Raw genomic sequence first — 15,423 nt, forward strand, 5'->3', positions numbered from 1 at the left:
CTCCTTCACGTCAGGGAGCCAGCCTTACACTTGCGTCGGTCTGCATTAGCGACAGCGTAATGCAGATTCAGCAGATCGCATGCTGTGACACGCCCGAAAAATCCCAGCTCAGCGGGGGTGTGTTGAGCGATGGTTTGGCCTTTACAGAGCGCCTACCACGTAGTCGATGCACGCCGTGAGCTTGCTGACGTCATCGGGCTCGACGGCCGGGAACATGCCGACGCGCAGTTGATTTCGGCCGAGCTTGCGGTATGGCTCGGTGTCCACCACGCCGTTGGCGCGCAGGATCTTCGCGACTGCGGCGGCGTCGACGTCGTCGTTGAAGTCGATGGTGCCGACCACCTGACTCCGGTAGGCCTTGTCGGCGACGAACGGGCTGGCGAACTCGCTGGCCTCGGCCCAGTCGTAGAGCCGGCTGGAGCTGTCTGCGGTCCGGGCGGTGCACCAGTCGAGGCCGCCCTGGTTGTTCATCCACTCGATCTGGTTGGCCAGCAGGAGCAGGGATCCGACAGCAGGGGTGTTGTACGTCTGGTTCTTGCTGCTGTTGTCCACCGCGGTCGGCAGCGACAGGAATTCGGGACACCAGCGATCGGAGGCACCGATGGTGGCGATCCGATCGAGGGCGGCGGGGCTCATCAACGCGATCCAGAGGCCGCCGTCGGACGCGAACGATTTCTGCGGGGCGAAGTAGTAGACGTCTGCGTCGGCGACATTCACCGGCAGACCGCCGGCGCCGGAGGTGGCGTCGATGGCGATCAGGGCGTCACCGGCGAGATCGGGGCGCGTCACCGGGACCGCGACACCGGTGGAGGTCTCGTTGTGGGCCCAACCGACCAGGTCGACGCCCTCGTACTGCTCGGCGCCGATGGTCGCGATGCTCGGCGCGGTGCCCGGCTCGGTGGAGACGACAATCGGGTCGTCGAGGAACGGGGCCTTCTTCGCGACGGTGGCGAACTTGCTGGAGAACTCGCCGTAGGTGAGGTTCAGCGACCGCTTGGAGATGAGACCGAACGCCGCGGCGTCCCAGAAGGCGGTGGTACCACCGTTGGACAGCACCACCTCGTAACCGTCGGGCAGGTTGAACAGGTCGGCGAGACCGCTGCGGATGGAGCCGACAACGTTCTTGACCGGAGCCTGCCGGTGGCTGGTGCCGAACACCGATGCACCGGTGTCGACGAGCGACTGCAGCTGTTCGGGGCGGACTTTGGAAGGGCCGCAACCGAATCGGCCGTCAGCGGGCAGGAGGTCGGCCGGAATGGTGATCGTTTCGCTCATGCGACCAGTCTAGAGACCGCCCCCGACCCCGATGATGGTGGGTTTTGGCGAACGCGACCTGGGGTTTTGTCCGCCCGAACCCACCACTTCCGGGTCAGCCGGCGATGGTGGCCCAGCCTTCGACGTCTTCTGGGCGACGAGGTGCGGCGCCCACGTACAGCGCGGCAGGACGGACGAGTTTGCCCAGACGCTTCTGTTCGAGGATGTGTGCGCACCAACCGGCGGTGCGCCCGCAGGTGAACATGGCGGGCATCATGTGCGGCGGCACCTCGGCGAAATCGAGGATGACCGCGGCCCAGAACTCCACGTTGGTCTCGATGGCGCGGTCGGGGCGGCGCTCGCGTAGTTCGGTCAGTGCGGCCTGCTCCAGAGCGGCAGCAACCTCATAGCGAGGGGCATTGAGTTCCTGGGCCGTGCGGCGCAGGACCCGGGCCCGGGGATCTTCGGCGCGGTAGACGCGATGCCCGAAACCCATCAGCTTTTCTTTGCGGTCGAGGATGCCCTTGACCAGGCCGCGGGCATCGTCGGTGCGCTCGACCTCTTCGATCATCGGCAGCACGCGGGCCGGTGCGCCGCCGTGCAGCGGGCCGGACATCGCGCCGATGGCACCCGACAGCGAGGCCGCGACATCGGCGCCCGTGGAGGCGATGACGCGGGCGGTGAACGTGGAGGCGTTCATGCCGTGCTCGGCGGCGCTGACCCAGTAGGCATCGATGGCGCGGATGTGCGCGGGGTCCGGCTCACCCTTCCATCGGGTCATGAAACGTGCTGTGACGGTGTCGCATTCGTCGATCACGTCCTGCGGCACGGCGGGACGATGGATGCCGCGTGCCGACTGGGCGACGTACGACAGCGCCATCACCGAGGCGCGGGCGAGGTTGTTGCGTGCGGTGGACTCGTCGATGTCGAGCAGCGGCTTGTAGCCCCAGATCGGAGCCAGCATGGCCAGCCCGGCCTGTACGTCGACGCGGACGTCTCCGGTGTGGATGGGCAGCGGGAAGGGTTCGGCCGGGGGAAGGCCGTCACCGAACTTCCCGTCCACCAGCAGCGCCCAGACATCGGAGAAGGTCACGTTGTTCTCGACCAGGTCTTCGATGTCGACACCGCGGTAACGGAGGTTTCCGCCGTTCTTGTCCGGCTCGGCGATCTCGGTGGTGAAGGCGGTGACGCCCTCGAGACCTTCGACGAATCCGTCCGGTACCTGCACATTGACTGCCATCGATCGCACTCCTCGCGGTTCGAGCTGCACACTGCGGCCGCGCTGTCACCCGCGGTCTCGGGGCACCGACTGCCGTACTTGCATATGGACTGTAGTAGCCCGTTCCAGCCGCGGTTACCCGGGAGTAGCGTTATTCGTCGTGACGAACGAACCGGTGGATCTGTCGAGCATGCGGGTGGCCTATTCGGCATCGGGCGGTGACGACGCGGCGGGTGCGGACGGGGTTCGCGGCAACCTCGACCCGAGCTGGCTCGCAGGGGATCCGCCGTGGCTGGCCCTGTTCGGTCAATGGCTGCGCGAAGCCATCGATGCCGCGATCGCCGAACCCAATGCGATGGTCCTCGGCACGGTTGATGCCGACGGCCATCCGTCCACCCGCACGGTGCTGTGCAAGGCTGCCGATGCCGACGGCGTGGTGTTCTTCACCGGCTACGACTCCGACAAGGCGAACCATCTGGCGTCCACTCCGTATGCCTCGGTCACCTTCCCGTGGATCGGGATGGAGCGGCAGGTGCACTTCCGCGGGCCCGTCAGCAAGGTGCCCGCCGAGGCCACCGAGAACTACTGGGTCAGGCGGCCACGTGGTTCTCAGCTCAGTGCCTACGCGTCCGAACAGTCGGCACCCATCGAGTCACGCACGGCGCTCGAGGAGCGTGCGGCGGCGATCGCCGATCAATTCGGCGGCGCGGACGGAGATCAACCGGTTCCGGTGCCGCCGCGCTGGGGTGGCTATCGCCTGACGCCCACCGAGGTGGAGTTCTGGCAGGGCCGGGCCAACAGGTTGCACAACCGGGTTCGGTGCACGCTCGTCGACGGACGTTGGCGCAGTGTGAGATTGCAGCCGTGACACCGACCACGCTCACCTGGCAGGTCCTGCCGGGTTCGGGTTCCGGGGCACGGACGAGGTGACACGCCGGTTCCTCGCCGACACCACCCCGCTGCAACACCCTGATTTCCGACGCCTGTGGTGGGCGAACATCGTCACGGTCATCGGTGCGCAACTGACGGTGGTGGCGGTTCCCGCACAGATCTATCAACTCACCGGCAGTTCGGCCTACGTCGGGCTGACCGGATTGTTCGGCCTTGTCCCACTGGTGATCTTCGGCCTCTGGGGCGGGGCGGTCGCCGATGTGATGGACCGGCGAATCCTGTTGATCATCACGACATTCGGGTTGATCGCGACCAGCGCTCTGTTTTTTGTGCAGTCGGCGCTTGGCTTCGGCAACGTGTGGTTCATCCTCGTCGTGTTCGCGGTACAGCAGGCCTTTTTGCGGTCAATCAGCCGACGCGGTCGGCGATCCTGCCCAAGTTGATGTCGAAAACCGAACTGCCCGCTGCCAATTCGCTGAACATGACGGTGATGCAGGCCGGCGGGATCGCCGGCCCGCTGGTGGGTGGGGCGCTCATCCCGGTCCTGGGTTATTCCGTGCTGTACCTGGTGGACACGTTGTTCCTGTTCGCCACGATCTGGGCGGTGATCCGGTTGCCGTCGCTGCGTCCGGAGGGACCGGACAAACGGGGCACGCCGGGCTTGAAGTCGGTGATCGAGGGGTTCCGCTATCTCGGCGGTCACAAGGTCTTGATGATGTCGTTCCTGGTGGACCTGATCGCGATGATCTTCGGTATGCCCAGGGCGCTGTTCCCGCAGATGGCGCACGAGAGTTTCGGCGGACCAGACGGCGGCGGTGTGGCCTTCGCTCTCTTGTTCTCGGCCATCGCCGCGGGTGCGGTGATCGGGGGAGTGTTCTCCGGCTGGGTCTCGCGGGTGCAGCGTCAGGGTTACGCGGTGATCATCTGCATCCTCATCTGGGGTGTGGCGATCACCGGGGTGGGGATCTGTGTCGGGTTCGCCTCAGGGTCGGCGTTGCCGATGCTCCCGATCGCGGTGGCGTTGCTCATGGTCGGCGGCGCGGCCGACATGGCGTCGGCAGCGTTCCGGATGTCGATGCTGCAGGCGGCCGCGAATGACGATGTGCGAGGCCGCCTTCAGGGCGTCTTCATCGTTGTCGTCGCGGGCGGGCCGCGTATTGCCGACGTCGCACACGGCGCCGCGGCCGCATCGGTCGGCACCGCCGTCGCCACCGCCGGCGGCGGCATCCTCGTTGTGATCGGAACAGTTCTCGCTGCCCTCGCCGTCCCCGCCTTCGTCCGCTACCGCATCACGCGCTGACGATCACCCGCTGACGATCACCGGGCCGCGGCGCGGGTGCGGCTGGGGGCCGAATCCTTGAGCAGGCCTGCGGTGTACCCGACAACCTGGGGGTCGGCCATCGCCTTCCACCGCGGCGCGAGCAGTTTCATGTAGCGCTCGACGTAGAGCAGCTGCTTGCCGACGAGTACCAGTTCACGGGGGAGTCGGGCGTCGTAGTTCTTGGCGAGGTTCGCGAGTTGGCGGCCCAGGTCGGCGTACGCCATGTTCCCCAGTTCGGTTCCGCCGATGGGAGCAGCGACGCGTCGCAGGTCCTTGGCGGTCTCGCGGACCGAACCCGGTTTCCCGAATGTGCCGAGGGCAGCCAGGGCCTGACCGGCGGCCTCGTAGTTGCTGCGCATCAGGTTGCCGAGCAGTTCGCGGACGATCATGCGGGTGCTGTCGTCGAAGCGGCCGACGATGCCCCAGTCGAGGAACACGATGCGCCCGTCGGCGTCGACGAGAACGTTCCCGGCATGCAGATCGCCGTGGAAGATCCCGTCGGTGAAGGCCGACTCGAGCAACGACATCAGCAGCGTCTTGACGATCTCGGTGCCGTCGTGACCCGCGCGGCGGATGGCCTTGACGTCGTCGATGCGAATGGCGTCCACCCGCTCGAGGGTGAGTACCCGCTCGGTGGTGTGGTCCCAGTACACCTTGGGAACACGCACTTTGTCGGCGTACTTCGACCCCGAGATCGCCGCGGTCCACTCCTCCATGGCGGCCGCTTCGGTGCGGAAGTCCAGCTCGGAATGGAGGTTGGCGGTGAAGTCCTCGATCACCGCTCTGGCGCTGAGCATGCGTCCGTACGACGACAGTTCCACGAGCGCGGCGGTGCGCTGCAGGATCTGCAGGTCGGCGGCCAGCCGGGCCTTGATGCCGGGGCGCTGGATCTTGACGACCACCGACTCGCCGGTCTTCAGCGTCGCGGTGTGGACCTGTGAGATGGACGCGGAGGCGATCGGCTCGGCGTCGAAGTCGTCGAACACCTCGTCGGGGTCGCGGCCGAGCTGACTGGTCAGCAGCGCACGAACCTGCTCGGGGTCGGCAGGGGGCACCCTGTCGAGCAGCGACCGGAACTCATCGGAGAGCACCTTGGGGAACACGCCTGGACTCGAGGCGATGAGCTGCCCGAGCTTGACGTAGGTCGGGCCGAGGGCGGCGAACGTGTTGCGCGTCTCGCCGGCTCCGATTGCGGCCGCGTCCTGCTTGTGGCGTACCCGGGTGGCGAAGCGCGCGCCTCCGCAGACGGCGTGCCAGGCAGTGGCGCCGATGCGCGCTGCCTCGGTGGTCAGCGGCACCTTCTGCAGTGTCGGTCGTGGCTCGGCTGTCGTGATGGTCATGGTCCTCCGCATGCGACTTGTCGCCGGGGCAGGCCGTCCCGGTTTTGGGGACGGCCGATGGTCGATGCTCCGCCGGACATGGTAGGGCATCTGGCCGTGAGCGCCAGTCGGCTTGTCTCGGTGCTGCAGGACTAGTCGAATCCCCAGGTGGCCGCGTTACGGTCGACCGGTGTGGTCTTCATGACACCGGTGATCTTCATGACGCTGGGCCCGAAGCCCGGTCGAGCTCTCAGGGTGCGGTCTCGTTGGACTGCCAGGGCAGGTTTGCCCTTCGCGCCGCCGTCACCGGGCAGTAGTGCATCGGCTCGCCACGGACGGCTTCGGGAGGCAGATTGCGCACCGGGGTGTCCAGCAGTGGTGCGTCGGCGGGCACGGCTCCGGCCAGCCGATCCCAGGCGTCGCGGCAACGTGGATGTTTGCGGTAGCGCTCGGGCAACAAGTGCATGAAGGTGTTGACGGCCTTGCCGAACCGGCGGAAACGGCGTTCGTCACGTTCTGACCACGTGAAGCCCATGAGATCGCGAACCGGCTGGTCGTACAGGCCCACCGTCAGCCAGGTGAAGAACCGTTCGGTGGGGCGGACCAGTTGTTTCCAGATCGGCCGGGGCATCCACGACATCCACGGGGGCGGCGGCAGTTCGGAGATGTCCAGTACCGTGCGGACGGCGGGATGATCTTGAAGGACGTTGCGGCACATGTCATCCCAGTACTCGAGGAACTCCTCGTAGGTATCCGGGCAGGGCCGGGTGCTCACCCCGTACATCGCGTACCAGGTGCGTGACTCCTCGAACAGCTGACGTTTCTCCGCTTCGGTGATCGGTGGTCCGAAGACCTCCGCGCACCGGATGTTGCCGTACCAGAAGGTGGCGTGCGCCCAGTAGAAGACGTCTGGATCGAGCGCGTGATAGCGGCTGCCGTCAGGCATCGCACCCTTGATCTCGCGGTGGTAGTCACGAACCTCGCGGCCGGTGTCCTCGGTACCGTCGAACACCACCCCGATGATCGGATAGAGCGACCGCATCAACCGCTCCCAGCGTTCGCCGAAGAAGTCGGAGTGCTCCCACACTGCCGCACCGAGCTTGGGGTGCATGTTCTGCATCGAGCCCGACCACAGGCCGATGAGCATCCCGTGCCAGCCGCCGAAGAACTTCCAGGTCACCGAATCCGGGCCGAGCAGTTGTGGCACGGGCTCTGATGCGGGCGGGGCGGGCGTGGTGATCGGTCGGGTATCGCGCAGGTCGGTCACGGGAGACATCCTTCGTCGACGGCCGGTGCCGTGGGACACCAATGAGACGAAACTGTAGATCCGTCTCACCGGCAGTGTCAACCGTCTCGGCCGAATGGATGAAACCTTTTGCCGGGGCGACAACTTCGCATCGCGACCACAGGTGGCGGCTAAGCTGACCGATGTGGCCGGGCACAGCATCGAAGCGGATGGATACAGCGCACAGATCGCCGCGACCGGCGCCGGGCTGCGGGCCGTCAGATGGCGCGGCCGGCTCCTCACCGAGACCTGGGAGATCGAACCAGGGGTCAAGCCGCCGCTCTCGTGCGGATTGGTGCTCTCGCCGTGGCCGAACCGCACAGGCGACGGCCGATACACCTTCGACGGCACGTCGTACGAGCTCCCGATCACCGAAGCCGGGCGGAACAACGCCAACCATGGCTTCGTGCGGATGGTGGACTGGAATGTCCTCGACCAGACCGCGACGTCGGTCACCCTCGGCGTCGCCGTGGGGCAGCATCCCGGTTGGCCGTTCGATCTGCAGCTGACCGCGACCTACGCGGTGGGGCCCGATGGCCTCACCGTCACGCACACCACCACCAACACCGGAACCATCCGCGCGCCGTACGCATTGGGCCAGCACACCTTCGTCCGCGTGGGCGACGTCCCTGCCGACGACTGCTCACTGCAGCTGGCAGCTGAGAAGTATCAGCCGCTCGACCCCGAACGCCAGCTCCCCGACGGCGACCCCGTCGACGTCGCCGCACCGAGTTCGACTTCCGGACACCACGACGGGTCGAGGGAGTGTGGCTCGACACCCCGTTCACCGCGATGGCGGATGACGACGGCATCATCACCCATCGCCTGATCGGCTCGGACGGGACCACCGAACTGTGGACCGACCTCAACTTCTCGTGGGTCCAGGCGTTCACCGCCGACCCGGGCCACGACCAGCCGTACCCCGGTCGCGGCAGAGCCGTGGCCATCGAACCGATGACCGCGCCGCCCAACGCGCTTGCCACCGGAACCGATCTGATCGTGCTCGAACCGGGCCAGATCTGGACCGGCCGCTGGGGCCTGCGATTCCGGGAATGAGGGTGGCGCCGTGAGAGAAATCGTCGTGTGTGGAGAAGCGCTGGTGGACCTGGTGCCGTCTGCACCCGGTGCGCTCAGTCCACTCACACCTGCCTTGGGCGGCGGCCCGTTCAACGCCGCGATCACCTTGGGCCGGCTCGGGTCCGCGGTGTCGTTGTGCTCGCGGGTGTCCACCGACGCGTTCGGCGATGCGCTCGCTGATGCACTTCGTTCCGCTGGCGTGAACTCTCTCTGCTGCAACGTGGTCCGGAACCGACCACGCTTGCTCTCACCAGCATCGGCGACGACGGATCGGCGCAGTACAACTTCTATCTGCAGGGCACCGCCGACCGGTTGGTCACCGATCCGGGTGAGCTGCCACGCACGGTCGCCGCTCTCGCTTTCGGAACCTTGTCGATGGTCCTCGAGCCCGGCGCAAGCGCCTACGAGAAGCTCCTGCACCGCAGTCATGGCGAGGGCCGCCTCACACTGCTCGACCCCAACATCCGCGCCGGTGTGATCGATGACCCCGACGCCTACCGCAAGCGCTTTGCCTCGTGGTTGCCGTCGCTCGACATCGTCAAGGTGTCCGACGACGACGCCGAATGGCTGGCCGACGGCGCCGCCGGAACAGATCCGGACCGCTGGATCGAAGCCGGCGTGGGCGCGGTTGTCATCACGCACGGCGGCGATGGACTCAGTGTTCGCACGCCCGACCTCACCGCGCATGTACCCGGCCGGAGAGTCGATGTGATCGACACCATAGGGGCAGGTGACACGATTTGTGGCGCCCTGCTGCACTGGCTGGGGACGCACCGCTTCCTCGACCCCGCGCTGCTCCGCACGATGACCGAAAACGACTGGTCAGAGGCCCTGCAGTTCGCCGCCCGGGCAGCCGCGATCACCGTGTCGCGGCCCGGCGCGGACCCTCCGTGGGCGGGCGAGCTTGAAACCGACTAGGTTATTAACCGGGTCGCACGATCGTTACGACGACCCCGGAGGTAAAACACCTGCACCGGTTCACGAGATCGGTGCAGCCCGTCGAAAAGGGGAGGACCAAGTGTCCGCCGAAACAGTGTCTGCCAACGGATCGGCAGCGGAGGCCAAGGCCACGTTCAGCTATCCCGGCGGCGAGATCAAGCTTCCCATCGTCGAAGCGACAGAAGGCGCCAACGGCGTCGGACTCGGGAAGTTCCTCGCCGAGACCGGACTCACCACGTTCGACGGCGGTTTCGTCAACACGGCGTCCACCAAGTCCGCGATCACCTACATCGACGGCGATGCCGGAATCCTGCGCTACCGCGGATACCCCATCGAGCAGTTGGCGAAGGGATCGAGCTTCCTCGAGGTCAGCTACCTCCTGATCAACGGCGAGCTCCCGACCCCGTCCGAACTGGACGAGTTCACCAACAAGATCAGCCGCCACACGCTGCTGCACGAAGACCTCAAACGATTCTTCGACGGTTTCCCGCGCAACGCGCACCCCATGCCGGTGCTGTCCAGCGCAGTGAACGCCCTGAGCGCGTACTACCAGGATTCCCTGGACCCGAAAGATCCCGAGCAGGTCGAGCTTTCGACCATCCGCCTGCTGGCGAAGCTGCCCACCATCGCGGCGTACGCCTACAAGAAGTCCACCGGACAGCCGTTCCTGTACCCGGACAACTCGCTGAACCTGGTCGAGAACTTCCTGCGGATGACCTTCGGTTTCCCCGCGGAGCCCTACGAGGTCAACCCGGACGTGGTCAAGGCCCTCGACATGCTGTTCATCCTGCACGCCGACCACGAGCAGAACTGCTCCACCTCCACGGTCCGCCTGGTGGGGTCGTCGCAGGCCAACTTGTTCACCTCGATCTCCGGTGGCATCAACGCACTCTGGGGTCCGCTGCACGGCGGTGCCAACCAGGCCGTGCTCGAGATGCTCGACGACATCAAGGCCTCCGGTGGCGACACCAAGGAGTTCATGAACAAGGTCAAGAACAAAGAAGACGGCGTCAAGCTCATGGGCTTCGGGCACCGGGTCTACAAGAACTACGACCCGCGGGCCGCGATCGTCAAGGAGACCGCCGACCAGATCTTGGAGCTCCTCGGCGTCAACGACGACCTCCTCGACATCGCCAAGGGGCTCGAAGAAGTGGCCCTGAGCGACGACTACTTCATCTCGCGCAAGCTGTACCCGAACGTGGATTTCTACACCGGTTTGATCTACCGCGCGATGGGGTTCCCCACCCGGATGTTCACCGTGCTGTTCGCACTCGGCCGGCTGCCCGGCTGGATTGCGCACTGGCGTGAAATGAACGCCGACCCGACCGGGAAGATCGGCCGTCCCCGGCAGATCTACACCGGATACACCGAACGTGACTACCTGAATATGGATCAGCGCTGAACCATGACAAAACCTGAGATCGAATTCCCGCAAGGCCCCGCACCCACCGAACTGGTGAGCACCGACCTGGTGATCGGTGACGGCGACGTCGCTGTCGCCGGCGGAGTGGTCGACGTCCACTACGTCGGCGTCGAGTACGAGACAGGCGAGGAGTTCGACTCCTCGTGGAATCGCGGCCAGTCAGCCAACTTCCCGCTCGACCGGCTGATCCCCGGCTGGCAGGAGGGTATCCCCGGCATGAAGGTCGGCGGTCGCCGCCAGCTCACCGTGCCGCCCGAGCTCGCTTACGGGCCCGAGGGCGCCGGACACCGGCTGTCGGGTAAGACGCTGATCTTTGTGATCGATCTGCTCGGCGTTTCCTAGGTCCCGGTACGCATCTTTCGCAGCAGCCCCGCATGGTCACCGTGCGGGGCTGTTTGCTGTCTCCAGCACCTACCTGGTCTCCCTCGGTGAACGGGCGGTGATCTCCTGGGCGTTCACAGCCACTGACGGCTTTGTGCGCGATAGGTTTACGGGGTGATCGCGCACCCGTTCATCTACGAGATCAACACGTGGCCGTGGCTCGACGAGCTCAGCAGGAGGTGCGGTCGGCGCGTCGAACTGGGTGATGTCCCCGGCGAGGTGTGGGACGCGATCGCGGCGTCCGGTGCTGATGTGGTGTGGCTGATGGGGGTGTGGCAGCGCAGCCCGGCCGGTGTCGCGATCGCCAGAGCGGACGAGTCCCTGGTGCAGCATTGCCGGGACATCCTGCCCGACTTCACCATCGACGACATCGTCGGTTCGCCGTACTGCATCCGTGGATACGAGGTGGACCCGATGCTCGGCGGCCCCAACGGGCTGGCGTCGGCACGGCAGGCGCTTGCCGACCGCGGGATTCGCTTGATCTTGGACTTCGTGCCCAACCATGTTGCGCCCGACCACTCGTGGACCACCGCGCATCCGGAGTTCTTCGTCGGCGGCACCGCCGATGACCTGCGCGAGGAACCGGCCTCCTTCATCGAGGTCGGCGGCAAGGTCCTCGCGAACGGCCGCGACCCCTACTTCCCGGCGTGGCCCGACGTCGTGCAACTCAACGCCTTCTCCACCGAATTGCGTGCGGCCGTCATCACCACCCTCACGCGAATCGCCGAACAGTGTGATGGCGTGCGGTGCGACATGGCGATGCTGATGATGAACGACGTGTTCGCCAGAACCTGGGGTGAACGCGCGGGAGATGTTCCGTCACAAGAGTATTGGCCACTCGTGATCGGAGCTGTGAGGTCGGTACACCCCGACTTCACATTCATCGCGGAGGCGTACTGGGACCTCGAGGCCGCCCTGCAGGAGCAGGGATTCGACTATTGCTACGACAAGGGTCTGTACGACCGCTTCGTCGAAGGCGGCGACGCTGCCGCGGTCAGAAGGCAACTCGATGCCGAGCCGGATCATCTCAGCCGGCTCGTCCGATTCCTCGAAAATCACGACGAGCCCAGGGCTGCTTCGGTGTTCTCGCTCGAGGGGCACAAGATTGCGGCAGTCACGTCGTTCACCCAGCCCGGCGCGAGGTTGGTCTACGACGGCCAGTTCGAGGGCAGGCGCGTGCATCTCCCTGTGCAACTGGGCCGCAGCCCGGCTGAGGAGGTCGACAACGAGTTGCTCGACTTCTACGGACGGCTGACGAACATCTTGCGCGACAACACTTTCCGTACCGGATCGTGGGCCGCGGCCGACATCACCGGATGGGACGACAACGCCACAACAGCGGATCTGCTGGCGTGGACCTGGCACGGTGACGCCCGCTGGCTCGTCGTGGTGAACCTCGGCGACCAGGTCGCCAGTGGCATGGTGCGAGCGCGATGGGACGGCCTTGGGGCACTGGACCCGCAGGTCGATGAGGTCGATCTCGTCGACGACACCCGCGACCTGCGATATCGCCGGAGCACCGCCGATCTGACCGACGGCCTGTTCGTCGAGCTGGGCCCCAGGCTGTGGCACCTGTTCCGTGTGGAGCCGGTCCCTGCTGAGGACACTTCCGATGATGCTGAACGCGAGGCGATCTGAGTGAACCGGCAACACCGCCGGCCGGGTGGTACGGCCGAGCATCAGCGTCTCGCCGAAGCCACCGGTCGTCTCGAAGACGGGTTGCACGATGCGAACCCGTGGTACCTGTGGGGTCCGTACCTGTCCGAGCGGGCATGGGGGACGGTGCGCGAGGATTACAGCGACGACGGAAACGCATGGGACTATTTCCCTCACGAGCATGCGCGTTCCCGTGCCTACCGCTGGAACGAAGACGGTATGGCCGGGATCTCCGACATCGGGCACGAGTTCTGCCTGTCGTTGGCACTGTGGAACGGCGTCGACCCGATCCTCAAAGAGCGCATGTTCGGACTCACCGGCCCGCAGGGCAATCACGGTGAAGACGTCAAAGAATATTGGTGGTATCTGCAGGGTTTGCCGAGTCATGCTCTGCTGCAATGGCGTTACCACTACCCGCAGGCGGCGTTCCCCTACGAACAACTGGTGGCGGAGAACGCCCGGCGTGGACGCGACGACTTCGAGTACGAACTGCTCGACACCGGGGTCTTCGACGACGGCCGCTACTGGGTTGTCGATGTCACCTATGCCAAAGCCGGTCCGACCGATATCCTGATGACCATCAGCGTCACCAACAACGGCGCGGTCGACGCGTCGATCGACGTGCTGCCCACCGGCTGGTTCCGGAACACCTGGCGCGCAGGGGGCGAGCAGAACATCCCGGGTTTGGCCGCCGACGGTGATGCGGTGGTCCTCGAACACGATCGGCTCAACGGCTACCGACTGCGGGCGGCGCCGGCAAGTGATGGGACCGAGCCACGGGTTCTGTTCTGCGACAACGAGACCAACATACCCAAGATCTTCGGCGGCGACCCGATCACGCCGTACCCGAAAGACGGGATCAACGACCACGTGGTCGCGGGCGCCGCGACGGTCAATCCGGCGCAACACGGAAGCAAGGCAGCCTGGTGGTACCACCTGGACGTGCCCGCGGGACATACGGTGCAGGCGCGGGTGCGGTTGTCCGGACCGGACACCGCCGGCTCCAGTGGGAGTGACTGGGCGGGAGACGACTTCGGCAGAATCGCCGCGCTGCGGCAAAGCGAGGCGAACGAGTTCTATACCGCCATCGGCCCCGATCTCGACACCGAGCAGATGCGGATCCTCACCCAGGCCGCCGCGGGTTTGATCTGGAGCAAGCAGATGTACTCCTATCAGGTCGCGCGATGGCTCGACGGTGATCCCGCGGAGCCGCCGCCCCCAGCGGGACATCAACACGGTCGCAACACCGATTGGCGACACCTCGATGCCTTCGACATCCTGGCGATGCCGGACCCGTGGGAATATCCGTGGTTTGCTGCCTGGGACCTGGCTTTTCACTCCATCTCTTGGGCGCATCTGGATCCGGCATTCGCGAAGTACCAGTTGATCGTGCTCCTGCGGGAGTGGTTCCTGCACCCCAATGGTGCTCTGCCCGCCTATGAGTGGAATTTCGACGACGTCAACCCGCCGGTGCATGCCCTCGCGGCGCTGCGGGTGTTCAACATCGACGGCGGCAACGACATCGAGTTCCTCGAACGGGTCTTCCAGAAGCTGCTGCTCAACTTCACCTGGTGGGTGAATCGACAGGATCCGCACGGCAACAACGTTTTCGGTGGCGGGTTCCTCGGACTCGACAACATCAGCCCTGTCGACCGTTCACACCTGCCGCCGGGCACCACGCTCGAGCAGTCCGACGGAACGGGGTGGATGGCGTTCTATGCCGAGGCCATGCTGGGCATCGCGCTCGCACTGGCCGACCACGACCCGGTCTACGAGGACATGGTGATCAAGTTCCTCGAGCACTTCACCCTGATTGCGCAGTCGCTCAAGGAATCCGGTCTGTACGACGTGGACGACGGCTTCTATTACGACCGGCTGACCGACCCTGACGGCACCTGCGAATCCATCAAGGTGCAGAGTCTTGTCGGGCTGATCCCGGCGCTGGCCGCCGCGGAGATCCCGGCGCGCAATGCCACGCGGATGAGCAGATTACGGAAACGATTCACCCGGCGGTTCACGGCTCTGGGCATCGGGGGTGCGCAATCGTGGCGGATCCGCACCGACGACGACACACCGCGCATCCTGCTGTCGGTGCTGTCTGCCGACCAGTTGCGGTCGTTGATGCGCACGGTGTTCGACGAGGACGCAATGCTCTCCGACTACGGTCTCCGCTCGTTGTCGAAGAAGTACCGCGAGCCGTACACGTTGCCCGGTGCCACCGGGGCGGTCATCGACTACGAGCCCGCGGAGTCGCGGACCGCCATGTACGGCGGCAACTCGAACTGGCGGGGACCGGTGTGGTTCCCGATCAACTACCTGGCGATCCGGGCGCTGGTGCAATACGGGCGCTTCTTCGGCACCGAGGCGACGATGGCTTACCCCACCGGCGCGGACGCCGAGTCCGACTTCTTCGAGATCGCCCAAGACCTGGCGGACCGACTGGTGTCGATCTGGTTGCCCGACGCGGACGGCCGCCGTCCTGTGTACGGGGGAACGGAGATCTTCCAGACCGATCCCGCGTGGAAAGACAACCTGTTGTTCAACGAGTACTTCCACGGAGACAACGGGGCCGGTCTCGGTGCGAGTCACCAAACGGGGTGGACTGCGCTGGTCATCGACCTGCTGCTGCATCCGCCGAAGCATTCGCGACATTGATGT

Annotated in this window: 9 protein-coding genes and 3 pseudogenes; 8 read left to right on the forward strand and 4 right to left on the reverse strand. The window is 65.7% G+C overall.

Annotated features, from left to right (window positions below; genetic code table 11):
- Positions 1-141: 141 nt before the first annotated feature.
- Both serC and MVA47_RS10355 read right to left on the reverse strand, forming a co-directional pair.
- Entirely contained in the window at positions 142-1,275 is a 1,134-nt protein-coding gene (serC, locus tag MVA47_RS10350; protein ID WP_247207795.1) for a phosphoserine transaminase, read from the reverse strand.
- A 94-nt stretch (positions 1,276-1,369) separates the two neighbouring features.
- Positions 1,370-2,494: a citrate synthase 2 gene (locus MVA47_RS10355; RefSeq protein ID WP_247207796.1), complete on the reverse strand. Its 1,125-nt coding sequence runs from the start codon at positions 2,492-2,494 to the stop codon at positions 1,370-1,372.
- 169 nt (positions 2,495-2,663) lie between these two features.
- On the opposite strand from MVA47_RS10355, the gene pdxH reads away from it, so the two are divergent.
- Positions 2,664-3,341 (forward strand): pyridoxamine 5'-phosphate oxidase, encoded by a 678-nt coding sequence (gene pdxH, locus MVA47_RS10360; RefSeq protein WP_247210713.1) that lies wholly within the window; start codon positions 2,664-2,666, stop codon positions 3,339-3,341.
- A gap of 58 nt (positions 3,342-3,399) precedes the next feature.
- A pseudogene (locus tag MVA47_RS10365) lies at positions 3,400-4,664 on the forward strand (MFS transporter).
- A 17-nt stretch (positions 4,665-4,681) separates the two neighbouring features.
- Here MVA47_RS10365 and MVA47_RS10370 read toward each other — a convergent pair.
- Positions 4,682-6,025 (reverse strand): AarF/ABC1/UbiB kinase family protein, encoded by a 1,344-nt coding sequence (locus tag MVA47_RS10370; protein WP_247207797.1) that lies wholly within the window; start codon positions 6,023-6,025, stop codon positions 4,682-4,684.
- Positions 6,026-6,254: 229 nt separating this feature from the next.
- Entirely contained in the window at positions 6,255-7,280 is a 1,026-nt protein-coding gene (locus tag MVA47_RS10375) for an oxygenase MpaB family protein (protein ID WP_374474157.1), read from the reverse strand.
- 154 nt (positions 7,281-7,434) lie between these two features.
- Here MVA47_RS10375 and MVA47_RS10380 point away from each other — a divergent pair.
- The 6 genes and pseudogenes from MVA47_RS10380 to MVA47_RS10405 all read left to right on the forward strand — a co-directional run bounded on the left by MVA47_RS10380 (position 7,435) and on the right by MVA47_RS10405 (position 15,420).
- A pseudogene (locus MVA47_RS10380) lies at positions 7,435-8,345 on the forward strand (aldose 1-epimerase family protein).
- A 10-nt stretch (positions 8,346-8,355) separates the two neighbouring features.
- Positions 8,356-9,284: pseudogene (locus MVA47_RS10385) on the forward strand (carbohydrate kinase).
- 100 nt (positions 9,285-9,384) lie between these two features.
- The gene (locus MVA47_RS10390; protein WP_023960053.1) at positions 9,385-10,707 is read left to right on the forward strand and encodes a citrate synthase; all 1,323 of its coding nucleotides are present in this window, start codon (positions 9,385-9,387) and stop codon (positions 10,705-10,707) included.
- Positions 10,708-10,710: 3 nt separating this feature from the next.
- Positions 10,711-11,070, forward strand: a complete 360-nt coding sequence (locus MVA47_RS10395; RefSeq protein ID WP_023960055.1) for an FKBP-type peptidyl-prolyl cis-trans isomerase — start codon at positions 10,711-10,713, stop codon at positions 11,068-11,070.
- 153 nt (positions 11,071-11,223) lie between these two features.
- Positions 11,224-12,747, forward strand: a complete 1,524-nt coding sequence (locus MVA47_RS10400; RefSeq protein ID WP_247207799.1) for an alpha-amylase family glycosyl hydrolase — start codon at positions 11,224-11,226, stop codon at positions 12,745-12,747.
- Entirely contained in the window at positions 12,748-15,420 is a 2,673-nt protein-coding gene (locus tag MVA47_RS10405; RefSeq protein ID WP_247207801.1) for a glucosidase, read from the forward strand. It begins immediately after the preceding gene.
- Positions 15,421-15,423: the final 3 nt, after the last annotated feature.

The organism is Williamsia sp. DF01-3, assembly GCF_023051145.1.
Taxonomy (GTDB): Bacteria; Actinomycetota; Actinomycetes; order Mycobacteriales; family Mycobacteriaceae; genus Williamsia.